The organism is Micromonospora sp. NPDC049497 (assembly GCF_044465805.1).
Lineage (GTDB): Bacteria > Actinomycetota > Actinomycetes > Mycobacteriales > Micromonosporaceae > Micromonospora.
In genome coordinates this window covers 84,498-108,906 of record NZ_JBITMC010000018.1, presented here as the reverse complement: position 1 = coordinate 108,906, position 24,409 = coordinate 84,498, and the positions used below count along the sequence as shown (strand labels likewise).

At 73.0% G+C, this 24,409-nt stretch carries 28 protein-coding genes; 13 read left to right on the top strand and 15 right to left on the bottom strand.

Features of this window, described 5'->3' with window-relative positions; genetic code table 11:
- Positions 1-39: 39 nt before the first annotated feature.
- On the bottom strand, positions 40-1,122 hold the full coding sequence (locus tag ACIBR0_RS22865) for a UDP-N-acetylmuramate dehydrogenase (protein ID WP_396718803.1): 1,083 nt from the start codon (positions 1,120-1,122) through the stop codon (positions 40-42).
- A 70-nt stretch (positions 1,123-1,192) separates the two neighbouring features.
- Between ACIBR0_RS22865 and ACIBR0_RS22860 the strand changes: the two genes are divergently transcribed.
- The 8 genes from ACIBR0_RS22860 (at position 1,193) to ACIBR0_RS22825 (ending at position 9,249) form a co-directional block, all read left to right on the top strand.
- Positions 1,193-1,954, top strand: coding sequence for a maleylpyruvate isomerase family mycothiol-dependent enzyme (locus tag ACIBR0_RS22860; RefSeq protein WP_396718801.1), 762 nt, complete (start codon positions 1,193-1,195; stop codon positions 1,952-1,954).
- Between the two features lie 197 nt (positions 1,955-2,151).
- Positions 2,152-3,462: an extracellular solute-binding protein gene (locus tag ACIBR0_RS22855; protein ID WP_396718799.1), complete on the top strand. Its 1,311-nt coding sequence runs from the start codon at positions 2,152-2,154 to the stop codon at positions 3,460-3,462.
- Positions 3,463-3,555: 93 nt separating this feature from the next.
- On the top strand, positions 3,556-4,536 hold the full coding sequence (locus tag ACIBR0_RS22850; RefSeq protein WP_396718797.1) for a carbohydrate ABC transporter permease: 981 nt from the start codon (positions 3,556-3,558) through the stop codon (positions 4,534-4,536).
- On the top strand, positions 4,533-5,366 hold the full coding sequence (locus ACIBR0_RS22845) for a carbohydrate ABC transporter permease (protein WP_396718795.1): 834 nt from the start codon (positions 4,533-4,535) through the stop codon (positions 5,364-5,366). Before ACIBR0_RS22850 ends, ACIBR0_RS22845 begins: the two co-directional genes overlap by 4 nt.
- A 56-nt stretch (positions 5,367-5,422) precedes the next feature.
- The gene (locus ACIBR0_RS22840; protein ID WP_396718793.1) at positions 5,423-6,799 is read left to right on the top strand and encodes a GH1 family beta-glucosidase; all 1,377 of its coding nucleotides are present in this window, start codon (positions 5,423-5,425) and stop codon (positions 6,797-6,799) included.
- A 19-nt stretch (positions 6,800-6,818) separates the two neighbouring features.
- Positions 6,819-7,826, top strand: coding sequence for a LacI family DNA-binding transcriptional regulator (locus ACIBR0_RS22835; RefSeq protein WP_396718852.1), 1,008 nt, complete (start codon positions 6,819-6,821; stop codon positions 7,824-7,826).
- A 131-nt stretch (positions 7,827-7,957) separates the two neighbouring features.
- Entirely contained in the window at positions 7,958-8,359 is a 402-nt protein-coding gene (locus ACIBR0_RS22830; protein WP_396718791.1) for a RidA family protein, read from the top strand.
- Entirely contained in the window at positions 8,356-9,249 is an 894-nt protein-coding gene (locus ACIBR0_RS22825) for a GNAT family N-acetyltransferase (RefSeq protein ID WP_396718789.1), read from the top strand. The genes ACIBR0_RS22830 and ACIBR0_RS22825 overlap by 4 nt, the downstream gene beginning before the upstream one ends.
- A gap of 10 nt (positions 9,250-9,259) precedes the next feature.
- Here the strand turns inward: ACIBR0_RS22825 and ACIBR0_RS22820 are convergent, their stop codons facing one another.
- Positions 9,260-9,772, bottom strand: a complete 513-nt coding sequence (locus ACIBR0_RS22820; RefSeq protein WP_396718787.1) for an O-acetyl-ADP-ribose deacetylase — start codon at positions 9,770-9,772, stop codon at positions 9,260-9,262.
- 1 nt (position 9,773) lies between these two features.
- Positions 9,774-10,568: an EI24 domain-containing protein gene (locus ACIBR0_RS22815; protein WP_357030476.1), complete on the bottom strand. Its 795-nt coding sequence runs from the start codon at positions 10,566-10,568 to the stop codon at positions 9,774-9,776.
- Positions 10,569-10,676: 108 nt separating this feature from the next.
- Between ACIBR0_RS22815 and ACIBR0_RS22810 the strand changes: the two genes are divergently transcribed.
- On the top strand, positions 10,677-11,678 hold the full coding sequence (locus ACIBR0_RS22810; RefSeq protein WP_396718784.1) for a helix-turn-helix transcriptional regulator: 1,002 nt from the start codon (positions 10,677-10,679) through the stop codon (positions 11,676-11,678).
- A 30-nt stretch (positions 11,679-11,708) separates the two neighbouring features.
- Here the strand turns inward: ACIBR0_RS22810 and ACIBR0_RS22805 are convergent, their stop codons facing one another.
- On the bottom strand, positions 11,709-12,626 hold the full coding sequence (locus ACIBR0_RS22805) for an SDR family oxidoreductase (protein ID WP_357030480.1): 918 nt from the start codon (positions 12,624-12,626) through the stop codon (positions 11,709-11,711).
- Positions 12,627-12,703: 77 nt separating this feature from the next.
- Here ACIBR0_RS22805 and ACIBR0_RS22800 point away from each other — a divergent pair, with 77 nt between their 5' ends.
- Entirely contained in the window at positions 12,704-13,396 is a 693-nt protein-coding gene (locus ACIBR0_RS22800) for a DNA polymerase beta superfamily protein (protein ID WP_396718850.1), read from the top strand.
- Between the two features lie 49 nt (positions 13,397-13,445).
- Here ACIBR0_RS22800 and ACIBR0_RS22795 read toward each other — a convergent pair whose 3' ends face one another.
- The 5 genes from ACIBR0_RS22795 to ACIBR0_RS22775 form a co-directional block, all read right to left on the bottom strand.
- The gene (locus tag ACIBR0_RS22795; RefSeq protein ID WP_396718782.1) at positions 13,446-14,921 is read right to left on the bottom strand and encodes a PhoX family protein; all 1,476 of its coding nucleotides are present in this window, start codon (positions 14,919-14,921) and stop codon (positions 13,446-13,448) included.
- 110 nt (positions 14,922-15,031) lie between these two features.
- Positions 15,032-15,919 carry an alpha/beta fold hydrolase gene (locus ACIBR0_RS22790; RefSeq protein WP_396718780.1) on the bottom strand — a complete coding sequence of 296 codons (888 nt, stop codon included), beginning with the start codon at positions 15,917-15,919 and terminating at the stop codon, positions 15,032-15,034.
- Positions 15,916-16,233: a DUF2516 family protein gene (locus tag ACIBR0_RS22785; protein WP_357030486.1), complete on the bottom strand. Its 318-nt coding sequence runs from the start codon at positions 16,231-16,233 to the stop codon at positions 15,916-15,918. Before ACIBR0_RS22785 ends, ACIBR0_RS22790 begins: the two co-directional genes overlap by 4 nt.
- 71 nt (positions 16,234-16,304) lie before the next feature.
- On the bottom strand, positions 16,305-17,111 hold the full coding sequence (locus tag ACIBR0_RS22780) for a hypothetical protein (RefSeq protein WP_396718777.1): 807 nt from the start codon (positions 17,109-17,111) through the stop codon (positions 16,305-16,307).
- Positions 17,108-17,734 carry a helix-turn-helix domain-containing protein gene (locus ACIBR0_RS22775; RefSeq protein WP_396718775.1) on the bottom strand — a complete coding sequence of 209 codons (627 nt, stop codon included), beginning with the start codon at positions 17,732-17,734 and terminating at the stop codon, positions 17,108-17,110. The genes ACIBR0_RS22780 and ACIBR0_RS22775 overlap by 4 nt, the downstream gene beginning before the upstream one ends.
- 112 nt (positions 17,735-17,846) lie before the next feature.
- Between ACIBR0_RS22775 and ACIBR0_RS22770 the strand changes: the two genes are divergently transcribed.
- Complete coding sequence (locus ACIBR0_RS22770; protein ID WP_396718772.1) at positions 17,847-18,644, top strand: alpha/beta fold hydrolase; 798 nt, start codon at positions 17,847-17,849, stop codon at positions 18,642-18,644.
- A gap of 145 nt (positions 18,645-18,789) precedes the next feature.
- On the opposite strand, the gene ACIBR0_RS22765 is transcribed toward ACIBR0_RS22770, so the two are convergent.
- The 4 genes from ACIBR0_RS22765 to ACIBR0_RS22750 form a co-directional block, all read right to left on the bottom strand.
- Positions 18,790-19,749: an asparaginase gene (locus ACIBR0_RS22765; RefSeq protein ID WP_396718770.1), complete on the bottom strand. Its 960-nt coding sequence runs from the start codon at positions 19,747-19,749 to the stop codon at positions 18,790-18,792.
- 93 nt (positions 19,750-19,842) lie between these two features.
- Positions 19,843-20,685 carry a 3-keto-5-aminohexanoate cleavage protein gene (locus ACIBR0_RS22760; protein WP_357036001.1) on the bottom strand — a complete coding sequence of 281 codons (843 nt, stop codon included), beginning with the start codon at positions 20,683-20,685 and terminating at the stop codon, positions 19,843-19,845.
- A gap of 112 nt (positions 20,686-20,797) precedes the next feature.
- Positions 20,798-21,907 (bottom strand): YgfZ/GcvT domain-containing protein, encoded by a 1,110-nt coding sequence (locus ACIBR0_RS22755; RefSeq protein WP_396718767.1) that lies wholly within the window; start codon positions 21,905-21,907, stop codon positions 20,798-20,800.
- Positions 21,904-22,332 (bottom strand): Fur family transcriptional regulator, encoded by a 429-nt coding sequence (locus ACIBR0_RS22750; RefSeq protein ID WP_396718765.1) that lies wholly within the window; start codon positions 22,330-22,332, stop codon positions 21,904-21,906. Before ACIBR0_RS22750 ends, ACIBR0_RS22755 begins: the two co-directional genes overlap by 4 nt.
- Before the next feature lie 68 nt (positions 22,333-22,400).
- On the opposite strand from ACIBR0_RS22750, the gene ACIBR0_RS22745 reads away from it, so the two are divergent.
- Positions 22,401-23,249 (top strand): aminotransferase class IV, encoded by an 849-nt coding sequence (locus ACIBR0_RS22745; protein ID WP_396718763.1) that lies wholly within the window; start codon positions 22,401-22,403, stop codon positions 23,247-23,249.
- Between the two features lie 15 nt (positions 23,250-23,264).
- Here ACIBR0_RS22745 and ACIBR0_RS22740 read toward each other — a convergent pair whose 3' ends face one another.
- Positions 23,265-23,852, bottom strand: coding sequence for an FABP family protein (locus tag ACIBR0_RS22740; protein WP_396718760.1), 588 nt, complete (start codon positions 23,850-23,852; stop codon positions 23,265-23,267).
- Positions 23,853-23,914: 62 nt separating this feature from the next.
- Complete coding sequence (mtfM, locus tag ACIBR0_RS22735) at positions 23,915-24,019, bottom strand: small membrane protein MtfM (RefSeq protein WP_043966460.1); 105 nt, start codon at positions 24,017-24,019, stop codon at positions 23,915-23,917.
- A gap of 23 nt (positions 24,020-24,042) precedes the next feature.
- Between mtfM and ACIBR0_RS22730 the strand changes: the two genes are divergently transcribed.
- Positions 24,043-24,405: a DsrE family protein gene (locus tag ACIBR0_RS22730; protein ID WP_357036017.1), complete on the top strand. Its 363-nt coding sequence runs from the start codon at positions 24,043-24,045 to the stop codon at positions 24,403-24,405.
- Positions 24,406-24,409 lie beyond the last annotated feature (4 nt).

The window sequence follows — 24,409 nt, the reverse complement described above, 5'->3', positions numbered from 1 at the left end:
CCACCCGCCCGCCCCGCCCGCCCGTGGGATCGGAAATTTTCAGATGGTGCAGTTGATGAAGACGGGTTCGGGGTGGAGGGTCACGCCGAAGCGGGACCGGACGCCGTCGCGGATCTCGCGGGCCAGGGCCACCAGGGCGGCCGTGCTGGCGGTGCCGCTGCGGTTGGTCAGCGCCAGGGTGTGCTTGGTGGAGATGGCGACGCCCTCGGGACCCGGGTGGCCCTTGCCGAAGCCGGCCTGGTCGATCAGCCAGGCGGCGCTGACCTTCACCGCGTCTCCCGCGCCGGGCCAGGCCGGCGGCTCGCCGATGTCGGCGGCCCGCTCCCGCAGCAGCTCGTACGCGGCCCGGTCGAGCACCGGGTTGGTGAAGAACGAGCCGACCGACCAGGTGTCGGGGTCGACGCCGTCCAGGACCATGCCCTTCCCGGCGCGCAGCCGCAGGACGGTGGCCCGCGCGTCGGCCAGCGGCACCCGGTCCCCCACCTCGACGCCGAGGGAGCGGGCCAGTTCCGCGTACCGGATCGGGCCGCTGAGCGGGGACCGGCCGAGCCGGAAGTCGACCGAGAGCACCACCCAGCGCTCGCTGTACTTGAAGATGCTCGACCGGTACGCGAAGCCGCAGTCGGCGGCGGCGATCCGGTCGGTGGTGCCGGCCACCCGGTCGTAGACCTGCACACCGGTGATGGTCTCGGCGACCTCCTGGCCGTACGCCCCGACGTTCTGGATCGGGGTGGCGCCGGTGGAGCCGGGGATGCCGGAGAGGCACTCCAACCCGGACCAGCCGTTGGCGACGGTACGGGCGACCAGCTCGTCCCACGGTTCGCCGGCCTCGACCCGTACGGTGACGGTGTCGTCGTCCTCGTCGAGCACGCGGACCCCGCGTGAGCGGACCAGGACCACGGTGCCGGAGAAGCCCGCGTCGCCGATCACCACGTTGCTGCCGCCGGCGAGGACGAGGACGGGGCCGTCGGCCTCCCGGACCGCCCGGACGATGTCGTCGGCGGTGGTGGCGGTGACGACACGATCGGCCACGCCACCGAGGCGCAATGTCGTGTATGGCGCGAGATGGCACCTGGTGTCGGGTTCGGCTCCGGTCGTCGGCTGGGCGTAGACGTCTGACACGCCTTTCACCCTAGGCTGAGGGGTAGCCGCGGCACCCACTGGTGGCCCGGTCACCCCCGGGAGGATGGCGATGAGCAGACTGCACGTGACGAAGGACTTCTGGATCGGGGCACTACGGGCGGAGGGCCCCACGTTCGCCGCCGCGGTGGCGGAGGCCCCGCCGGAGACACCCGTTCTCTCGTGCCCCGGCTGGACGGTCACCGATCTGACCCTGCACCTGGCCGGCATCTACCGCTGGGTCCACTCCTTCGTCGGGTCGCCGGTCGCCACGGCACCTCCGACCCGGTCCCAGCGCCCCGAACTGGAGGCCGGAACCACCGCGCTCCAGATCTGGCAGCAGTCGTACGACCAGTTGATGACCCTCCTCGACGCGCTCGACCCGGAGGCGCCGGCGTGGAACTGGGCGCCGCAGCCGAAGAAGGCGGGATTCTGGCCGCGCCGGATGGCGCACGAGACGGCGGTGCACCGCTGGGACGCCCAGCTCGCCATCGCCGCCGGTGAGCCGATCGAGGCGAAGCTCGCCGCCGACGGGGTGAGCGAGGTGCTGGACACCTGGCTCCCGGCCGGCCGGCGGCTCAACCACGGGCCGTGGCACGGGGTGGTGCAGTTGACGGCGACGGACGCGGGGCAGGACTGGTTCCTGCGGCTGCGCGGCGAGGGCGTGGCCCTGCTCGACACCGCCACCATCTTCGACCACGACGACCACCACGCCCGGGCGCAGGTGGCGGGGACCGCCAGCGACCTGCTGCTGGCGCTGTGGGGCCGGGTCAGCTTCGACACGCTGGGCGTGACGGGCGAGCGCGCGCTGCTGGGCGGCCTGCGCACCGGCTGAGGCACCGCAGCACGCACCCGAAGGAGTGGCCGTTCCCGCCGGAACGGCCACTCTGTCCGTTTGAAGGCGGGGCGGTCGGTCTCGATTAGAGAGCGCTCTCTTGACAGCCGGGGGGCGACCCGACAGGCTGCGAGAGAGCGCTCTCTCAGCTTCACCGACGACCACCACCCACCCGACCTGAGAGGGGTCCGAGACACATGGGTGCCAATTCGCTCCGCCGCCGCGCGGCGGTCGCCCTCGTCGCCGCCACCGCCCTGCTCGCCACCGCCGCCTGCGGCGGCGGCGACGCGGAGGATGCCGCCGACGGCCCGATCACGTTGACCGTCGACGTCTTCGGCCAGTTCGGCTACGACGAGCTCTACAAGGAGTACATGGCCAGCCACCCCGACGTGAAGATCGTCGAACGGGGCACCGGCGGCAACCTCGACGAGTACTCGCCGAAGCTGACCCAGTGGCTGGCCGCCGGCAAGGGGGCCGGCGACGTGGTCGCCATCGAGGAGGGCCTGCTGGTCGAGTACAAGGCCAACCCGGGCAACTTCGTCAACCTGCTCGACCACGGCGCGGCCGAGCTGAAGGGCAACTTCCTGGAGTGGAAGTGGAACGCCGGGCTCACCGCCGACGGCAAGCAGCTCATCGGCCTCGGCACCGATGTCGGCGGCATGGCCATGTGCTACCGCAAGGACCTGTTCGCCAAGGCCGGGCTGCCCACCGAGCGGGACGCGGTGAGCAAGCTCTGGCCGACCTGGCAGGACTACGTCGCGGTCGGTGAGAGGTTCACCGCCGCGAAGACCGGGGCGTCCTTCCTCGACGCCGCCACGAACACGTTCAACACGATCGTGCTCCAGACCGCCGGCAACGCGCAGGGCCACCACTACTACGACACGAGCGACAACCTGGTGGTCGACAGCAACCCGGCCGTGAAGCAGGCGTGGGACACCACCATGGACATCATCGACTCCGGCCTCTCCGGCAAGTACGGCGCCTGGTCGGAGGAGTGGGTCTCGGCGTTCAAGCAGGCCAAGTTCGCCACCATCGCCTGCCCCGCCTGGATGACCGGTGTCATCGAGGGCAACGCCGGCCCGGCCGGCAAGGGCAAGTGGGACATCGCCCAGGTGCCCGGCAACGGCGGCAACTGGGGCGGCTCCTACCTGGCCGTGCCGAAGCAGAGCAAGCACCAGGCCGAGGCGATCGAGCTGGCGAAGTTCCTGACCAGCGCCAAGGGCCAGATCGGCGCATTCAAGGCCAAGGGCCCGCTGCCCTCCTCGCCGCAGGCCCTGGACGACCCGGCGATCACCGGCTCCACCAACGCGTACTTCTCGGACGCCCCCGTCGGGCAGATCTTCGCCACCGGGGCGAAGAACCTGAAGCCGGTCTACATGGGCCCGAAGAACCAGGCTGTCCGCACCGAGGTGGAGAACGCCGTCCGCACGGTCGAACTCGGCCAGCGCACCCCCGACCAGGGCTGGACCGACGCGGTGAACAACGCGAAGAAGGCCGCCGCCAAGTAACCGCTCCCCGCCCGCCCCCACCGGTCCGGCCGCCGACGAGTCGACGGCGGCCCGGCCGGTGGGGGCGGGCGGCGTGGAAAGGAGTCTCGGGCCGTGAGCGTGCAGCTCGACGCGCGGCCGCCGGTCGTGGCGGCGTCACCCGTACGACCAACCCGGTCGCACCGGCTCAGCCGGTTCGACACGAAGTGGTCGCCCTACCTGTACATCGCCCCGTTCTTCCTGCTCTTCGCGATCTTCGGGGCCTACCCGCTGGCGTACACCCTCTGGGTCTCGCTGCACGACTGGGACCTGCTCGGCAGCAACCCCACCTTCATCGGCGCGGAGAACTACACCCGACTGCTGGCCGACGCGGACTTCTGGCACGCGGTGGTCAACACGCTGGGCATCTTCGTCATCTCCACCGTCCCGCAGCTGCTCGCGGCGCTGTGGCTGGCCAACATGCTCAACCGCCAGCTACGGGCACGCACCGGGTGGCGGATGGCGGTGCTGGTTCCCAACGTCACCTCCACCGCCGCCGTGGCGATCGTGTTCGGGGTGCTCTTCGGCCGCGAGTTCGGCATGATCAACTGGCTGCTGGACCTGGTCGGGCTGGACGGCGTGGACTGGAAGTCCAACCGGTACGCCTCCTGGGTCGCCATCTCGGCGATGGTCGACTGGCGGTGGACCGGCTACAACGCGCTGATCTTCCTGGCCGCCATGCAGGCCATCCCCCGGGACCTCTACGAGTCCGCGGCGATCGACGGCGCGAACCGGGCCCGGCAGTTCTGGTCGATCACCGTCCCGCTGCTCAAGCCCACGATCATCTTCGCGGTCATCATCTCCACGATCGGCGGGCTCCAGCTCTTCACCGAGCCCCGGCTCTTCCACTCCGGCACCAACGCGATCCGGGGTGGACCGACCCGGGAGTCGCAGACGGTGACGATGTACATGTTCGAGAACGCCTTCGCGCCGTACTACAACTTCGGCTACGGCTCCGCGGTCGCCTGGCTGCTCTTCGTCCTCATCGCCGTCGTCGCGGCGATCAACGTGCTGATCATCCGGCGACTGGGCGCCGGGAAGGGAGACCGGTCATGAGCCGGCTGTGGCGGGCCAGTCCCCTGACCTACGGCGCGCTGCTCGTCGCCACGTTCGCCTCGATCTTCCCGATCTGGTGGATGTTCGTGGTGGCCAGCCGGTCCAGCGACGCGATGGGGCAACTGCCCCCACCGGTCACCCCTGGCGGCAACCTGGGCGCCAACATCGCACGCCTGTTCGCGAACACCGACGCGTACTTCCTGACCGGCCTGATCAACTCGGCGATCGTGGCGACCACGGTCACCGTCTCGGTGGTCTTCTTCTCCACCCTGGCCGGTTTCGCCTTCGCCAAGCTGCAGTTCCGGGGACGCAACGCGATGCTCATGGTGATCATCGCGACCATGATGGTGCCCACCCAGCTCGGAGTCATCCCGCTCTACCTGCTGATGACCAAGCTGAACTGGAACGACCGGCTGCCGGCGGTCATCGTCCCCGCTCTGGTGACCGGGTTCGGCGTGTTCATGATGCGCCAGTACGCGGGGCAGGCCGTCAGCACCGAGCTGATCGAGGCGGCCCGGATGGACGGCTGCAACACCGCGCGCATCTACTGGAACGTGGTCCTGCCCGCGCTGCGCCCGGCCGCCGCCGTGCTCGGCCTGCTCACCTTCATGACCACCTGGAACGACTTCCTCTGGCCGTACGCCGTGCTCAACGACCCGGAGAACCCCACGGTCCAGCTGTCGCTGCGGGCCCTGTCGGACGGCTACTACCAGGACATGTCCCAGGTGTTCACCGGCACGGCCATCGCGACCCTGCCCCTCCTGCTGGTGTTCGTCGTGTTCGGCCGCCAGATCATCGGCGGCATCATGGAAGGCGCGGTCAAGGCGTGAGCGCGAGGAGTGAGCCGGTCCTGCGAGCCCCGCAGTCGCGAACGGAAGAAGACACCGTGAACGAGCTTCGATTTCCCGAGAACTTCCGCTGGGGCGCCGCCACCGCCGCGTACCAGATCGAGGGCGCGGCCCGCGACGACGGCCGCGGCCCGTCGATCTGGGACACCTTCAGCCGTACGCCGGGCAAGGTCCACCAGGGCCACACCGGCGACGTCGCCTGCGACCACTACCACCGGTACGCCGACGACGTGGCGCTGATGGCGGAGCTGGGGCTGCACACGTACCGCTTCTCGGTCGCCTGGCCCCGGATCCAGCCCGACGGCACCGGCCCGGTCAACCCGCGCGGCCTGGACTTCTACGACCGGCTGGTGGACACGCTGCTCAGCCGGGGCATCGACCCGATCGTCACCCTCTACCACTGGGACCTGCCGCAGGCCCTGGAGGACCGGGGCGGCTGGACGGCGCGGGAGACCGCGGAGCACTTCGCCACGTACGCGACGGCGGTGCACGCCCGGCTCGGCGATCGGGTGGACACGTGGACCACGCTCAACGAGCCGTGGTGCTCGGCCTACCTCGGGTACGGCAACGGGGTGCACGCCCCCGGCCGGCGGGACGCGGGTGCGGCCTTCACCGCCGTACACCATCTGCTGCTCGGGCACGGCCTGGCGGCCCGCGCGCTGCGCGCGGCGGGCGCGGAGACCGTGGGGATCACCCTCAACCCCGCCGACGTTCGCGCGGCGGACCCGGACAGCGCCGCCGACGCCGCCGCGGTACGCCTCGTCGACGGCCTCCAGAACCGGATCTTCCTCGACCCGCTGCTGCGCGCCGCCTACCCGGAGGACGTGCTGGAGCACGTCGCCCGGTTCGTGGATCCCGCGACGTTCGTCCAAGACGGCGACGAGAAGCTGATCGCCACCCCGATCGACCTGCTCGGCGTGAACTTCTACCAGCCCACCTACGTCGCCGGCCGGCCCGACGGCGCCGGGGGCGGCGGCGCGTACCCGGGCACCGACGGCGCGGTGGACTTCCTGCCGCCGACCGGCCCGCTCACCGACATGGGCTGGATGATCGAGCCGGCCGGGCTGACCCGGCTGCTGGAGCGGATCGCGACCGACTACCCGGGCGTGCCGCTGCTGGTCACCGAGAACGGCGCGGCGTTTCCGGACAAGGCGGGGTCGGATCCGGCCGGCGAGGTGCAGGACACCGACCGCATCGCGTACCTCGACGGACACCTGCGGGCGGCGCACGAGGCCATCGCCCGGGGCGTGGATCTGCGCGGCTATCTCGTATGGTCGTTGCTGGACAACTTCGAGTGGGCCGAGGGTTACCGGAAGCGGTTCGGGATCGTCCACGTGGACTACCTGACCCAGCGGCGCACACTCAAGTCCAGTGCCCGGTGGTACCAGGAGGTGATCTCCCGGAACGGGCTGTGACGAGGTGGTGATGCCAGCGATGACGACGGCGCAGCGGCCGACCCTGGAGGCGGTGGCCCGGCGCGCCGGGGTCTCCCGCGCGACGGTGTCCCGGGTGGTGAACGGGTCGACCACGGTCGCCGAGCCGATCCAGGAGGCGGTCCGCCGGGCGGTCGCCGAGCTGGGGTACGTGCCGAACCTGGCCGCCCGCAGCCTGGTCACCCAGCGGACCGACTCCATCGCCCTGGTCCTCCCCGAGGAGGCGACCCGGGTGTTCTCCGACGACCAGGTCTTCCCGGGGATCATCCGGGGCGCGGCGCAGGAGTTGGAGGCGGCCGACAAGCAGCTCGTGCTGATGCTCGCCGGTTCGCAGGCCGGGCACGACCGCGTGGAGCGCTTCACCACCGGACGGCACGTCGACGGCGTGCTGTTCGCCTCCCTGCACGGCGCCGACCCGCTGCCCGGCCGGCTCGCCCGGCTGGGCATCCCGGTGGTGTGCAGCGGCCGGATGCTCGGCGACGTGCCGGTCCCGTACGTCGACGTCGACCACGTGGGCGGGGTGACCGCGGCCGTGCGCCACCTGGTCGCCGGGGGACGCCGGCGGATCGCGACGATCGCCGGGCCGCAGGACATGGTCGCCGGGGTGGAGCGGCTGGCCGGCTACCGGGAGGCGGTGGCCGCGGCCGGCCTGCCCGAGATGGTCGCGGTCGGCGACTTCACCCGGGAGTCCGGCTGGGCGGCGATGCGCCACCTGCTGTCCCGGCACCCCGACCTGGACGCGGTGTTCGCCGCCTCCGACCTGATGGCGCACGCCGCGCTGCGGGCCCTGCGGGAGGCGGGCCGGCGGGTGCCGGACGACGTGGCGGTGATCGGCTTCGACGACATCGAGACCGCCGCGTACACCGACCCGCCGCTGACCACGGTCCGTCAGCCGATACTGGAACTCGGCCGGCAGGGCACCCGGCAGCTGCTGCGGCTCGCCGCGGGCGAGACCATCGAGCCGTCCGTGGTCCTCCCGACGGAGCTGGTGCTCCGCGACTCGGCGTGAGGCGCAAGGAAGGGGTGTAAGGAAGGGGTGTAAGGAAGGGCACCTTGTTAACGCCTCCGGTAGAGGAAGGGCCCCTTCTTAACACCGGAAATCGGTCGAGCGCTCCCCGCCGCGGGCGCTAGCGTCGGCCCGTGTCCCATCTTTTGCACGTCCCCGCCCTCGCCGACGCCGAATACGCGTACGTCGCCTCGGTCGAGCCGTCCGCCCGCCTCGTCCTCACCGCCGGGGCCTGCCCGCTCGACGCCGACGGCGCGACCGTCGCTCCGGGCGACCCCGTCGCGCAGGCCCGGCAGGTGATGGCCAACCTGGAGACCGCGCTGGGCGCGGCCGGCGCGACACTCACCGACGTCGTCAGGACCACCGTGTACGTGGCCTCGTCACAGCGCGCCGACCTGGTCGCCGTCTGGCAGGTGGTCCGCGACGCGTTCGGCGACCACGACCCGCCGAGCACCCTGCTCGGGGTGGCCGTGCTCGGCTACCCCGACCAGCTCGTCGAGGTCGAGGCGATCGCCGCCGTGGCCGTCGCCGCATGATCCGCACAGCCACTCCCGACGACGCGCCCGGCGTGGTGGAGCTGCGCGCGGTGGTCCACCCCTACCTGGTACGCGGGGTCGCCTCGACCCGACAGATGATCGCCGAACCGCCACCGGGCGAGGACTGGACGGCGTACGTGGCCGAGGTGGACGGGCAGGTGGTGGGCTGGGTGTCCGCCTTCCGCAACATCCACACCACGGAGCCGGACGTCGGGGAGATCGCGCTTCCGCACGTACACCCCGACCACCGGCGGCGGGGCCTGGGGCAGGCTCTGACGACGCGGGCGCTCGACCATGTCACGGCACTGGGCGTACGCCGGATCCGCACCTGGGCGCAGCCGGACTCGCTGCCGTTCGCCCGCCGCAACGGTTTCACACCGAGCCGGGAGGTGCGCTACTCGGCGCTGAACCTGCGGCCCGCTCCGCCCGCGCCGGAACCGCCGTCCGGTGTCCTCGTGCACCCGCTGGCCGGACTGGACCCGCGCCGGGTGCACCGGCTGGAGGCCGCCGCCGCGACCGATGAACCGAACGACGTCCCGTTCGAGAGGGTCACCTACGAGAACTGGGTGTGGGACGTCTGGGAGAACCTGGGGCTCGACCGGGAGGCCAGCACAGCGGTGGAGGTGGACGGCGAGCTGGTGTCGTTCAGCCTGGTCAAGCGGGACGGTGACCGGATGTGGTCGGACTACACCGGCACCCTGCCGGAGCACCGGGGGCGGGGGCTGGCCCTGCTGGCGAAGCAGACCAGCCTGCACCGGGCCGCCGCCCGGGGCATCCGGGTCGCGTACACCTCGAACGACGAGGCGAACGCGCCGATGCTGGCGGTCAACGCCCGGCTCGGCTACCGACCGGTTGCGTCCCAGTGGTCCTGCCTACGCGAGCTGCCCTGACCGCGCGGCGTCAGCCCGCGTACACCCGCTGGGCGACCGCGTACGTGTCGGCGCCGAGAAGGACGAGCCGGGCCTCGGTGACGTGCGCCGGTTCGGCGGCCCGCAGCACCGACAGCGCCCGCCGGACGGCGTCCTCGACCGGCCAGCCGTAGATCCCGGCGGAGACCAGCGGGAATGCCACCGTCGTCGCACCCAGTTCGTCGGCGACCCGCAGGCTGTTCGCGTAGCAGTCGCGTAGCAGCGCCGAGCGGTCCTCGCCGGCCGAGTACACCGGCCCGACCGTGTGCACCACCCACCGCGCCGGCAGGTCGCCGGCCGTGGTCGCCACCGCCTGCCCGGTGGGCAGGCCCCGCCCGTACGTCGAGGCGCGCAGGGCACGGCACTCGGCCAGGATCGCCGGCCCGCCCCTGCGGTGGATCGCGCCGTCCACTCCCCCGCCGCCCAGCAGGGACGAGTTGGCGGCGTTCACGATCACGTCCACCCGTTGGCTGGTGATGTCGCCCTGGGCAAGCACGATCTCCATGTCACCGCTCCTCGATGGACAGGCCGAGCGACCGGCGGGCGAGCAGGGTCGCCCCGGCGACGGCGGCGGGCATGAGCAGCACCGCGCCGAGCGGGATCAGGAAGCAGACGAACACGGCGACGCCGAACCCGAGCGCCGTCGGACGGTCGGCGCGCAGGGCGGCCCGCCGGTCCGGCAGCCGCCGTCCGCGCCGGGAGAAGGCCGCGCCGGTCAGCTCCAGGGCGAGCAGCCAGCCACCGACCGCCGCACCGATGACCGGTACGACGGTCTGCCCGACCACCGGCACGAATCCGGCGACGAAGAGCGGGATGCCGACCAGCACCGACAGGCCGACCAGCTTCAGCGAGTCCACCGCACTGCGCCGCAGGGAGGGCCAGAAGGAGAGTTCGACCCCACCGGGCGTACCGCCGAGACGCTCCTCGACCCGCTCGGAGATCTTCTCGTAGAACGGGTCGCCGATCACCAGGGTGACCGCCGTGAAGCCGACGACCGCGAGCAGGCCGCCGAGCCCGAGGAAGGCCAGGCCCGCGATGACCCGGACCAGACTCCGCGCGGTGGTCGACCAGTCGTCCGCGAACGGTGTGACGAGCGCCGCCAGGTCGTCCACGACGTACGCGAGGAGGACGAACGCGGTCACGAAGAGCGCGCCGGAGATCAGCGCCGGCAGCACGCCGAGGAGCATCAGGCCAGGGCTGCGGACGTAGAGGCCGAGGCCGCGCAGGAGCAGCCCGACGCCGGAGAGGAACCGGCCGGCGGCGCCGGTCACGGGCGCGGCGATGCGGCTGGGTGCGTTCACGAGCGCAGAGCCTAGTGCCGCGTGGGCCCGGCCGCGCTGCAGTGTTAAGAAGGGGCCCTTCCTCTACCGCAGGCGTTAAGCGGGGGCCCTTCCTTACACAATGGGGGGATGCGGGCAGCGCGGTTGATCTCCCTGGTGCTTCTGCTCCAGGCGCGGGAGACGATGACCGCCGCCGAACTGGCACGGGAACTGGAGGTGTCCGAGCGGACGGTCTACCGGGACGTGCTGGCGCTCTCCGCCGCCGGCGTGCCGGTCTACGCCGACCGTGGACGGGCCGGCGGCTACCGGCTGCTGGGCGGCTACCGGACCCGCCTGACCGGGCTGAGCCGGGACGAGGCGGAGGCGCTCTTCCTCGCCGGACTGCCCGGTCCGGCCGGCGACATGGGACTCGCCGAGGCGGTCGCCTCGGCCGAGCTGAAGGTCCTCGCGGCGCTCCCACCCGCGCTGCGCGACGCACCGGTACGCACCGGGCAACGCTTCCACCTCGACGTGCCGGGGTGGTTCCGGGAGTCCAGGCCGCCGCCGTGGTTGACCGAGCTGGCCGGCGCGGTCTGGCGGGACCGGGCGGTGCGGCTGCGCTACCGGCGCGGCGAGCGGGAGGTCACCCGCGAGCTGTGCCCGTACGGCCTGGTGCTCAAGAACGGTGTCTGGTACCTGGTCGGGCGTGTCGGCGACGACGTGCGCACCTACCGGGTGGACCGGGTCACCGGGGTCGAGGTGGGCGACGCGACCTTCACCCGGGACGAGGGGTTCGACCTGGCCACGTACTGGCGCGAGCAGGCCGAGGCGTTCCTGCGGGACATGCTCCGGGCGTGGGTCACCCTCCGGCTGAGCGCCGCCGGCCTGCGCCGGCTCCGCTTCGTCGCCGACGCTCCCTTTGTGTACGACGAGGCGCTCGCCACCGCCGACGGACCGGACGGGCAGGGGTGGACGACCGTCCGCCTGCCCGTCGAGTCGGTCGAGGTGGCGTACGCGCAGGTGCTCGGGCTGGGCCCGGAGGCCGAGGTGCTCGACCCGCCCGAGCTTCGGTCGCGGCTGGCGGAGGCGGCGTCCCGCACGGCGGCGCTCTACGCGGCGCCGGTGTTAGGAAGGGACCCTTCCTCTACCTGAGGCGTTAAGCGGGGGCCCTTCCTTGCACACTCAGCGGTAGCCGGTGACGTCGGCCGGCTTGCCGGCGTCGACCACCTCGCTGATGTAGCGGAAGGCGTCCGGCCGGCTGCCGTCGACGTCGGTGAACCCGTACACCTGGGACAGCTCGCCGGCCGACACCGACCGTCCGGACCAGCGCGCCTTCTCCTCGTCGGCGGCGAGGGCGGCGACCGCGCGCCCGACGAAGGCCGGGGTCTCCGAGATCAGGAAGTGTGGGTCCTTCGCCGCGCCGTCACGCCAGTTCTCCTCGGTGACCCCGAAGTGCTCCAGCATCGACTCGGACCGGATCCAGCCCGGGGTGAGCGCGACGGCGGTACACCCGTGCGGCTTCAGCTCGTGGGCCCAGCTGAAGGCGAGGCGGTTCACCGACACCTTGGCCAGGTCGTAGAAGACCGACAGCCGGTAGTTCTCGTCGTTGTACGCCTTCGTGCCGTCGCCGATCTCGACGACCAGGCCGCCGGGGCGGCGGATGAGCAGCGGCAGCGCGAAGTGGCTGGTGATGATGTGCGTGTCGATCGCCAGCCGCAGGGTGCGGAACCCGGCGTCGAGGGGCTGCTCCCAGACCGGCTTCTCCCAGGTGATCAACGGGTCGCCGCCCCAGATGTCGTTGACCAGCACGTCGAGCCGACCCTGCTCCGCGTCGATCCGGGCGACCAGGTCGCGTACCTGGTCGGCGACCAGGTGGTCGACGCGGACCGCGATGCCGGTGCCACCGGCGGCGGTGACCAGCTCGGCGGTCTCCTCGATGGTCTCCGGCCGGTCCATCTCCGACCGGCCGGCGCGGCTGCTGCGCCCGGTGGCGTAGACCGTCGCGCCGGCCGCCCCGAGCTGGACCGCGATCTGCCGGCCAGCGCCCCGCGTCGCCCCGGCGACCAGTGCGACCTTTCCTGTCAGCGGTGTCGTCGTCATGGCATCGACCCTGACAGGAAAACCTGACATCCGAAGTCCGGTTTCGTGAACGGGTGTCGTGCGTCATGCTCGCCGGCATGCACCTGCTGCTCACCGGGATCGTCGGCTCGGTCGCGTACGGGCTGGCCGGTCCGGGTTCGGACGTCGACCGGATCGGCGTGTTCGCCGCGCCCACCGTCGCGTTCCACGGCCTGCACCCACCGAAGGAGTCCGTCGTCACCACCGACCCGGACGTCACCCTGCACGAGGCCGGGAAGTACGCGCGCCTGGCGTTGAGCGGCAACCCGACCGCGACCGAGCTGATGTGGCTGCCGGACGACTGCTACGAGACGCGGACGGAGTTCGGCGACCGGCTCGTCGCGATCCGGTCGGCGTTCCTGTCCGCGCCACGGGTGCGCGACGCCTTCCTCGGGTACGCGTCGCGGCAGTTCCGCAAGCTGGAGTCCCGGGGCGACGGGACGTTCTCCTCCGACGTGCGACGGCGGACCGCGAAGCACGCCCGGCACCTGGCCCGGCTGGTGCACCAGGGCCGGCACCTCTACGCCACGGGCGTGCTGGAGATCCGCCTCGCCGACCCGGAGTGGTTCCGGGGGTTCGGGGAACGGGTGGCCGGCGGGGATCTGGATGCGGCACGGACCCTGCTGGCCGAGGCGGAACGCGACTTCGACGAGATCCGTACGCCGCTGCCGGACCGCCCGGACGAGGCCACGGTGGAGCGCTGGCTGCTCGACGTCCGTGCCGCCCACCTCCCGGCCGGGCCGCGCGGCTGACGCCGGCCCGGCCGGGGGCGGGTGACGCTCGTGGTGGTGTCGGTCGCGCTCAGACCCCGATCCGCCGCCAGTCACCCCAGATCGCGAACGTCATGCCGCGGCTCGCCTGGATGTTGACGAACAGGGTGTGCCCGTCCGGGCTGAACGTGGAGCCGGCGAACTCGTCGTTGGACCGGTCCACCCCGGTGCTGCTGACGAGCCGGTTCAGCGCGATGTCGAACAGGTCGCCGCGAGGGGTGAGCCCGCGCAGGTAGTTGTCGTTCACGTTGTCCTCGCAGACCACGAGCGTGCCCCGCGGGCTGGTCGTCACGTTGTCCGGGAGGTCCAACACGTCCGGCCCCGGCGACTCGTACACCAACCGCAGCACCTGCTGCCGGCAGTGGTACGCCCACACCTGGCCGTGCCCGTTGCCGTACCCGTCGGCGATCGGGCCGGTCGACGTCTCCGCCGGGCCACCGCCCTGGGTCGCGGTGAAGTAGACGACGCCGTCGTCGTACGCCGAGCCTTCGAGCCGGGAGAAGTACGCGGCGCCGCGCTCCCAGCCCTGCCGGGAGACGTGGGTCAACGCCTGCTCGTTCGTCGTCGGCGCGACCTGACCCGGGGTGTACGGGAACCGGGGCGCCGGGTCGTCGATGTCCACCCACTCCACCGCGTACGTCGCGCGCCGCCGCTGCGCCGCGGCCAGGTCCAGGTTGGGCCGGCCCCGGACCGCGAGCATCTGGAGCCGACCGCCGTCCAGCAGCCGGCCGCACGACCTCGGGTGCCGCGGCGGGGTGTACCGGTAGAAGCCGGACGGGAAGCCGAAGTTGTCCTCGGTGAGGTACAGGTGCCCGCCGCGCGGGTCGTACGCCACCGACTCGTGTGCGAAGCGGCCGGCGGCGGTGATGGGCGCCCCGTCCGACTGCCCGTCCACCGGGACCTCGTAGATGAAGCCGTGCGGCTGGGTGAGCGGCACGTTGGAGGTGCCGGTGAAGTCCGGGCCGACGTCCGGCCCGTTGACCGTCTCCTCGCAGGTGATCCAGCTGCCCCAGGGCATCTGCCCGCCGGAGCAGTTCATCATGGTGCCGTTCAGGCTGGTCCAGGAGCGACGGACCTCGCCGAACCGGGTCACCTCGACGGTGGTGGTGCCGCCCTGCGCCATCGGGTCGTACGCGGCGGAGGCGTCGCCGAAGGCGGGGCCGGGGTTGTTCACCTCGTGGTTGCGGACCAGCCGGACGGTGCCGCCGGGGCCGCGGAAGGCACCCATGCCGTCGTGCCGGCCGGGCAGCCGCGTGCCGTCGTCGAGCACCACCGGGAACTCGGTGTCGTGGAACGACCGGTACTGGAAGCCCTCCGGCAGGTGCAGTCGGACCGTGCCGTCGCGCAGGTCCGGCACCGGCCCCAGAGTCGGGTCGGGTACCGGTCGCGGGCCGACCGCGCCGGCCTCGCCCCGCGCCACGAAGCCGAGGAACGGGCCACCGAGGACGGCGCCACCGGCTGCGGCGGCGGCGCCGCGCAGCAGGGTACGCCGGTTGAGATCAGGCATGAGGACTCCTTTGTCGCGTGGCTCCCGCCGTCGAGGCCGGGGGCCTACCTATCGAGGATCCTCGTTCACCTTCTGGCAACCTTCAAGTGCACGCCGCGGACGCCGACCCGCTACCCGTCGAGAAAGGTCGAAATGCGATTGCGCAGATCGGCGCGTTCCGTCCAGAGGACGCCTGGCCGGTCGTACACGTGCAGCGTGGCGTGCGGAAGCGCGGCCGTGAGCTGCTCCGCGACCTCGACCGGGTGGAGGTCGTCGCCGACACAGCCGATCACCAGGGCGGGCGCGGTGACGGCGGCCAGCGCCTTCGCGTCGGGGACCGGCACCGAATCGGGGAGGGTGGCCAGCTCCTGTGCGAGGCCGTCGCGCAGCAACTGGTCGAGGCGCTGCCGCAGGTACGCCCAGCCGGCCGGGGTGTTACGCACCGCCGTCGGCAGTTCCACCTGGACGACCTCGGCGACGACCGACGCGTCCCCGCTGTCGACGGCGTCCAGCAGGGCGGTCAACCGCTCCCGGGCCACCTCCCCGCGCGGCCGGTCCAGCACCGCCGGCAGGAAGAAGACCAGCCGCTCGAAGCGCCCGGGGCTCTCCAGCAACAGCCGGCAGAGCGCCCCCGCACCGAGGCTCGCCCCGAAGGCCCGGGTGGCGCCGCCCAGATCGGCGACCGCGCGCAGGTCGCGGGCGAGGTCCAGATAGGTCCACGGGCCGGGCGGCGCGTCGGAACGGCCGTGCCCCCGGAACTGGAAGAAGACCTTCCGTCCGGCGACCCCGCTGCCGAAGGGCCGGGTGGTCGCGATGCCGTTGCCCAGGCCGTGCGCGAAGACGGTGACCGGGTCACCCGTGCCGGTGACGAGCTGTTCCAGGTGTACGCCGTGCGGCGTCGCGACCAGCTCGGTCTCCGGCTCCGGCAGGGCGGGCCGGCCGGTGCGTGGTCCACCGGGCCCCGGTCCCCAGGTGCGGGGCCCACCGTCCGGTGGCGGCGGCCAACGGAAACCCCTCACCAGGAGGATCCCCGGCCGTCCCGGAGTTCGCGCAGGCCCACCCGGACATCGAGCAGGTAGATGAGCCCGGCGGCGATGCCGATCAGTCCGAAGATGCTGAGTGAGCTGCGCGTCAGCAGGGTCAGCAGCAGGCAGACCGCCAGGATCGCGATCCAGCCGCCCTTGGGGAGGGTGCCGATCGCGGGGAAGCCGTCGGAGCGCTGAGCGATGGCGTGCACGAGGGAGACCGCCAGGACGATCAGCACGAAGGCGAGCAGGATCGTCTCGATCACGTCGCGGATGGCGAAGGCGAAGATTGGCGCGGCGATGGCCATGCCGGCAAGCTTATGCCGACGACCCCGGAGTCGTCCGACAGGACGGCTCCGGGGTCGCGATGCGGCGGGTGTTACTCGGCGGCCGGCCGGGTCCGCTTCGTGGCCCGGGGCAGCTTCGCCGACGGGGTCGCGGCGGGCTTGGCGGCGGCCTTGACGGCCCGCTGCTTCTTGACGGCGGCCGGCTTGGCCTCCACGACCTCGGCCACGTCGGCCGGGGTGGGAACCTCGACCTCGGCCGGCTTCACGGCGGCCTCGGCGGCCGGCGCGGCGGTGGCGGTGGCGGTCGCGGCCGGCGTGGCGGTCGCGGTCGGCGCGGCGGTCGCGGCCGGCGCGGGGGTGACCGTGTCGGCCTCGGTGGCCTCGATGTCGGCGTTCACCGTGTCGGCGGCCTCCAGGACGCCGGCGCCGACGAAGCGCTCACCCCGGGCAACCAGGGCGGCGTACGCGGCGAGCGCCCGCTCCTGCGCCACCTGGGCGCCGGCGACGACCACGGCGGCGTTGCGGGTCGCCAGCTCGCGGAGCTTGTCCAGGTCGGCGACCTCGCGGAGCTTGTCGAGGTCGGCGGTCTCGCGCAGGCGCTTCAGGTCGGCGGCCTCGCGCAGCTTCGCGAGGTCGGCCGGGACGGCCTTCTCGCGCAGCGTGCCGGCGGTGAGGGTGGCGGTGCGCAGCGTGTCGTCGGCCTTCTGGCGCAGCTCGACGCCGGTCACCACGGCCTTGCCGCCGAGGTCGGCGACGACGCGGGTGCCGTCGGCGACGACCCGGTTGCCCAGGTCGGTCACCACGGCGGGAAGCTTGCGCAGCTGCTGGTACGCCAGCTCGCCGGCGCCGGCGGCGGCGTAGAGCGGGGCCGGGATGCGGTTGGTCTTCGGCTGGGTCATGACTTCTCCTCCTCGGCCGCGTCGGCGGCCTTCTTGGCGGGGGTGGGAGCGGGGGCGGGGCCGGCCTCGGTGACGGCGACCGACTCGATGACCGCCTCGGTGGGGGTGCCCTCCGGCGTGGTGGGGCCGGTGGCGGCAAGGTTGGCCAGGTCCGGCGACTCCGTCGTCGCCGCACCGGTCGGGGTCGTCGGTGCGCCCGGCATGGACTCCGGCTGAGTGGACTCCGGCTGTCCGGTGGTGGCCGCTGTCGTGTCACCGGCGGCGGCCGTCGCCTCGGCGAGGCGGGCGTTCTCCCGGCGGAACGTCTCGTAGATCTGGGTCAGCGACTGCCTCTGGGCCATGGTCAGCTCGGGGTCGACGGCGATCGCGGCGAGCACGCCGTGACCCTCCTTGTCGTCGAGCAGCCCGGCCCGCAGGTACATCGCCGGGGTGGAGACCCGAAGGGCGCTGGCGAGCTGCTGGAGCACCTCTGCGCTCGGCTTGCGCAGGCCGCGCTCGATCTGGCTGAGGTACGGGTTGCTGACCCCCGCCTGGTCGGCGAGCTGTCGGAGCGAGATCTTCGCGTTGCGGCGCAGGTCGCGGATGAACGCGCCGACGTCGGGAAGGTCCTTGCCTGTGGCCATGCCTCGACGCTAACCGGCTCTGCTAGCTCCTGCAAGCAGAATGCTTGCCAGAGTTAGCAACGTCTCAGATGCCGTTTGCGCGCCCATCGCCCGGCTGCGTACCGTCCTGGTCATGGCCAAGATCGAAGTCAACGGGGCGACGCTCGGGTACGACGAGGCCGGCTCCGGAACGCCGGTGGTGCTGCTGCACGCCGGCATCGCCGACCGGCGGATGTGGCGGGGCCAGGTGTCCGCCCTCGCCGCCCGGCACCGGGTCGTCGTCCCCGACCTGCGCGGCTACGGCGAGTCGGACCTGCCACCCGCACCGTTCGCGCACCACGACGACGTGGTCGGGCTGCTCGACGCGCTCGGCATCGAGCGCGCCGCCCTGGTCGGCTGCTCCTTCGGCGGGGCGGTCGCGATCGACACCGCCCTGGCGTATCCCGACCGGGTCACCGCCCTCGCGCTGTTCGGCGCCGCGGTCTCCGGCAACCGGTGGTCCGAGGAGGCCAACGACCTCTGGGACACCCTGATCGGCGAGATCGACCAGGAGGACCTGGACGCGACCGCCGCCGCCGAGGTGCGGTTCTGGGTGGTCGGCCCCGGCCGCGATCCGCAGGACGTCGACCCGGACCTGACCGCCTTCGCGTTCGCGATGGATCGGCGGGCCCTCGTCGCCGAGCAGGCGCTGAGCGCCGTGGACGTCGCCGAACTCGACCCGCCGGCCATCGGCCGCCTCGACGAGCTCGGGATGCCCGTCCTGGTCACCGCCGGGGCGGCCGACCTGCCCGACGTGAGCCGCCTCGCCGACCGGATCGCCGCCGAGGCGCCGAACGCGACCCGCCTGCCGGACGTGCCCGACGCAGGCCACCTGCTCCCCCTGGAACACCCCACCCCGGTAACCAAGGCCCTCCTGCCCTTCCTCCCCTAACCCCGCGCTCCCTCCAACTCGCGCGATCTTGCACTTTGTGCCCGGGCAGAGCGGGGCAAAGCGCGCATCAGGGCGGCCGAAAGTGCAAGATCGCGGGGCGGGGGTGGGGCGGGGGCGGGGGGTGGGGCGGGGGTGGGGGCTGGGGTTACCAGAGGGGGCGGACGGCTCCTACGGGGAGGCCGCCGCCGAAGAGGGGGACCTCGGCGAACTCCTCCAGGACCGGCGCCGTGACGCCGAGCCGGCGCAGCCCGGACACCAGCACCGGCATCCGGGCGCGGGCCGCGCCGTCGTCGATCTTGAGGGCCACCGCGCCCACGCCGGGCACCGCCGCGGCGATGACCCCCTCCGCCCCCACCTTGGCGAGCAGACCCGGGACACCGCGCATCAGACGGGTGTCGTCGGCCCGCGTACCGCCGACGATCTCCGGATGGGCACGCATCGCGTCGGCCACGGTCCGCGCCTCCGAGCCGGGCTCCGCCCCGACCAGGCGCAGGTACGCCCCGGCGAGCCCGGTCAGCGACACCGCGAGCACCGGGGCGCCGCAACCGTCCACACCGGTCGCCGCCACCGACTCACCGGTGAACTCCTCCACCGCCTGGAGCAGGCGCTGCTGCAACGGGTGCTCGGGCCGCCAGTAGCCGTCCAGCGGCCAGCCGGCGGCCCGGCAGGTCAGCAGCATTCCGCTGTGCTTGCCGGAGCAGTTCATCTGCGTACGGGTGGGGCCGCCGCCCGCGCGCAGCACCGCCTCCCGGGCCTCCTCGCCGACGGGCAGGTCCGGCGGGCAGTGCAGCGCCGAGGAGTCCAGCCCGGCGCGGGCCAGCAGCGCACCGACCCGGGCGAGGTGGAACTCCTCCCCGGCGTGGCTGGCCGAGACCAGCGCCACGTCGGCCGGGTCGGTCAGCGGCAGCCCGGCGCGCAGCATCGCGACCGCCTGCATCGGCTTGTTCGACGAACGCGGGAAGATCGGCGACGTCACGTCCCCGGCACCGGTCAGCAGGGCGCCCGTCGCGTCGAGCACCACCACCGATCCCCGGTGCACACCCTCCACGAAGCCGGACCGGACCACCTCGGCGAGCGGCGCGCCGCCCTCGTACGTCTTTCCCACGAGGTGGACGGTACCGCCCGCTGATCACCGCCGGCAGGCGGGTGACCAGGTCCGGGAGGTTCGGGCGTACAGGAGTGCCCGGCGCGGGACCGCTTACCGCCGGGCGGCGGCCAGGCCGAGCAGCTCACGCGCCTCGGCGGTGGTGAGCGGAGGGCGCTGGGCGAGCTGCGCGAACCCGACCGCCCGGGCCACGAGCTGCATGTTGGACTCGACCGGCCGCCCCTTGGCGTACGTCACGGTGTCCTCCATGCCGACCCGCAGGTGCCCGCCGGTGGCCAGCGAGGCGAGCAGGACGGGAATCGTGCTGCGGCCGACGCCGGTCGCGGAGAACGTGGTGCCCTCCGGCAGGTCGCGCAGCATCTGGTGGGCGGCGACCAGGGTGGCGGCGGTGCCCGGCATGCCACCCGGCACGCCCATCACGAAGTCGACGTGCACGTGGCCGCCGGCCGGCAGGCCGTACTTGCCGAGCAGCCGCTGGAGGGCGGCCAGGTGACCGAGGTCGAAGATCTCGTACTCCGGCACGATCCCGCGCTCCTGCATCCTGGTGTGCAGGTCGACGATGAACTCCCAGCGGTTGAGGAAGACGTCGTCGCCGAAGTTGACCGTGCCCATCGTGCAGGAGGCCATGTCCGGGCCGGCGTCGAGCACCGCGAGCCGGGCGGCCTCCGGGTCGGTCACCGCGCCGCCGGAGGAGAGCTGCACGATCAGGTCGGTGCTCTCCCGCAACGCCCCCACGGTCTCCCGCAGCCGACCCTGGTCGAGGGTCGGCCTCGCCTCGTCGTCCCGAATGTGGACGTGGATCACGGCGGCGCCGAGCGCCTCGCACTCCTTGGCGGTCAGCAGCAGCTCGTCGAGGGTCACCGGCAGCGCCGGCACCTCCGCCTTCGCGGACTCCGCACCGGTGGGGGCAACCGTGATCAACGTCCCTGTCGTCATGCCCGGATCCTAGACGGCCCACTCAGCCCCGGTCGACAGGAAGCCTTCCGGCGTGAGGGGCGTTAAGAAGGGACCCTTCCTCTACCGCAGGCGTTAAGAAGGGGCCCTTCCTTCACGCGTCGATGGCGGCGGCGGTGTCGCCGATGCGGAGGCGGGCGTCGCCGGGGACGTTGCGCTTGACCACCGCGAGGGCGATCTGACCCAGCTCGTGGTGCTGCACGGCGGTGCCGACGAAGCCGACCGCCCGGCCGTCGAGCGTCACCGGCGTGCCGGCGGCCGGCGGCTGGTCGGTGGTCACCCCGTCCAGGTGCAGGAGTACGAGCCGACGCGGCGGCCGGCCCATGTTGTGCACCCGGGCCACCGTCTCCTGACCCCGGTAACAACCCTTCTCCAGGTGGACGGCCGGAGCGATCAGGTCCACCTCGGCCGGGATGGTCCGATGGTCGGTGTCCACCCCGACCCGGGGCTGACGGGCAGCCACCCGCACCGCCTCGTACGCCCACAGCCCGGCGACCGGCACCCCCGCGCCACGCATCTCGGCGACGACCTGCTCCATGGTGGCCCGGGGCACCAGCAGGTCCACGCCGAGCGGACCCCGGCGGGCCCACCCGCCGGACGGCAGCGGGCGGACGTCGTACAACGCGGTCGGCCGCGGCGGCACGGAGCCGGTGGGGAACTTCGGGCCCGGCACCGCGACCACGTCGGGTGCCGCCAGGCCGGTCACGCCGAGGGTGGCCAGCGCGTCCGGCGCGTCCGGCCCGACCAGCGAGAGCAGCGCGTGCTCGGGCGTGACGTCCCGGGGCTCGACCTTGCTGAAGAACCGCATCTTCTCCAGGTACGACAGCAGGCCGGCGGTGGCGCCGGGCTCGGTGTCCAGCCAGGTGGTGACACCGTCCTCGGCGACCATGGCGTGCTGCTCGACGTGCCCGTGCGGCGACAGCACCAGCAGCTCGGTGCCCTGCCCCGCGCCGAGCTGCGCCAGGTGCTGCGTGGTGAGGGTGTGCAGCCAGCCGGTCCGCTCCTCGCCCGGCACCGCGATGACGCCCCGGTGCGACCGGTCGACCAGACCGACCGACGTGTCCAGGGTGCGCTGCTCACGGAGCGGGTCGCCGTAGTGGGCGGCCACCCCCCGGACGCCGGCCGCGACGTGCGCCGGCTCGGGCTGGTCGCGGCTGGCCTCGTCGATGCTCTCGACGGCCACCGCGCCCGCAATGTCGATCATGTCGGTTCCCCGTTCTCGCAGCGACCGCAGACACCGAAGAGCGAGACGTGGCCGATGTCCACCCGGAACCCCCGCTGCCGCACCAGCTGGTCGGCCAGGGGGCGCAGCAGCTCGGGGTCGATCTCGTCGACCGCCCCGCAGTCCCGGCAGACCAGGTGGACGTGCTGGTCCTCGCCCGCCGCGTGGTAGGTCGGCGAACCGTGCGAGAGGTGGGTGTGGGTGACCAGGCCGAGCCGTTCCAGCAGCTCCAGCGTGCGGTAGATGGTGGTGATGTTGACGCCCGCGGCCACTTCGCGGACCGCCGTGTGCACCTGCTCCGGGGTGGCGTGCCCCAGGTCCAGCACCGCCTGGAGGACCAGCTGCCGCTGCGCCGTCAGCCGCAGCCCACGGGCGCGGAGCATTTCCGCGAGGGAGGATTCGGACACCGTCCGATCATAGTTCGCCGCGCGCACGACTCCCGACCGTGACCGCTCCGCCGCTAGGCTCAGCGGTCATGGTGGCGTCGAGGATCGCGGTGCTCGGACGAGGGCCGGTGCCGGCGGGCGAGCCGGTGCTGCGGGGCGACGACCTGGGCGTGCTGCGCGGTGACGGGCTCTTCGAGACCATGCACCTGCGGGCGGGGCAGCCGTGGCTCCGCGACGAGCACCTGGACCGGATGGCCCGCGCGGCGAAGGCCGTGGACCTGCCCCTGCCGCCCGTCGAGGCCCTCGCCGGGGTGCTGGACGAGGTCGCGGCCGGGTGGCCCGCCGCAGTGGAGGGCGCGCTGCGGCTGGTGTGCACCCGGGGCCCGGAGGGAGGCGGGGAGCCGACCGTCTACGCCACGCTGGCCGAGGTGCCGGCGTCGGCCCGGGCCGCGCGCCGGGACGGGATCACCCTGGCCACCCTGCCGCTCGGCGTGCCGGCCGCCGCCCGTACCGAACTGGACTGGTTGCCGGCCGGCATCAAGTCGACGTCGTACGCGGTGAGCACGGCCGCCCGGCGCTGGGCGTCGCGGACCGGGGTGGACGACGTGCTCTGGGTCTCCTCCGACGGGTACGCGCTGGAGGGGCCGAGCGCGAACGTCGTCTGGCTGGCCGGCGACACGCTCCGTACGGTCCCGGCGGGCGGCACCGGGATCCTGCCGGGCACCACCGCGGCCTGGCTGCTCGCCCACGCCGACCGCGTCGGCCTGCGCGCGGACGAGTGCATGGCGACACCGGCGGACCTGCACCACGCCGACGGGGTGTGGTTCACCTCGTCGGTCCGGGGGCTGGTCGAGGTGCGCACGCTCGACGGCACCGATCTGCCCCGCTGCGCGCGCACCCCGGACCTTCAGCGCCTGGTGGCCTTCCCCCTGCCCTGACGGTGACGGACGGGGTCAGCCGCCGACCCGGATGAGGCGCGCGGAGAGGTGCGGCGTGAGGCCGTGGCCGAGGGCGGCCATGTCCTGGGCGTACAGCAGGGCGCCCTCGACGATGCCGAAGAGGCGGTGGCCCGCCGTGACCTCCTTCGCGGTGGAGGTGCGCACCACGGCGTCGGTGACGAACTCGATCTGGGTGCCCTTGCGCTTGCCGATGTGCAGCTCCATCACCCCGGTCGGGGTGGTCATCAGCGCTTCCAGCTCGTCCGTCGCGCGGTCGCCGTCCAGCACCGGACGCCACCAGCCGACCTCACGGCCGGCCGGGCGGACGGGCCGGCTCTGCTCGTCCAGGATCCAGGCCCGGGACTCGTAGAACAGGAACGGCCGCCCGTCGTGGCTGATCCGGATCTCCTGCCCGAAGTCGAAGTCCTCGATGCTAGGGAAACCGCCCCGGCCCCGGCCCCGCCACACACCCACGTACGGCAGCAGCGCGTCCAGCGTCGGGTGCAGCTTCGGGCCGACGCGCAGGTCGTGGCTCTCCTCGAAGGGGTAGGGGTCGACCGGCGGTGCGTTCAGCCACGGCGGCTGCAGGGGGTTCTCGCTCACCGGCTACCACGCCACCTTCGGTCGCGACTGCGGGGCTCGCAGACCCGGCTCACTCCTCGCGCTCACCAGCGTCCTCTCGATATGCGTACGGCAACGTAGACCAGGCCCCCGGCGAGCGCGCCCAGGCCGGCGACCAGCAGGCTGACGAACCCGATCTCGGTAACCATCCCGGCCATCCTATGCTGGGGCCATGGCCCGCACTCTCGTCGTCAAGGCCACCGCGGGCGCGGACGCGCCGGAGCGGTGCGCCCAGGCCTTCACCGTCGCCGCCACCGCGGCCGCCGCCGGGGTGGACGTGTCGCTCTGGCTGACCGGCGAGTCGACGTGGTTCGCCCTGCCCGGCCGCGCCCAGGAGTTCGAGTTGCCGCACTCCGCCCCGCTGGCCGAGCTGCTGCACGTGATCCTCACCACCGGCCGGGTCACCGCCTGCACCCAGTGCGCCGCCCGCCGGGACATCGGCCCCGGCGACGTGCTGCCGGGCGTCCGCATCGCCGGCGCGGCGGTCTTCGTCGAGGAGGCCATGGCGGACGGCGCGCAGGCGCTGGTCTACTGATTGG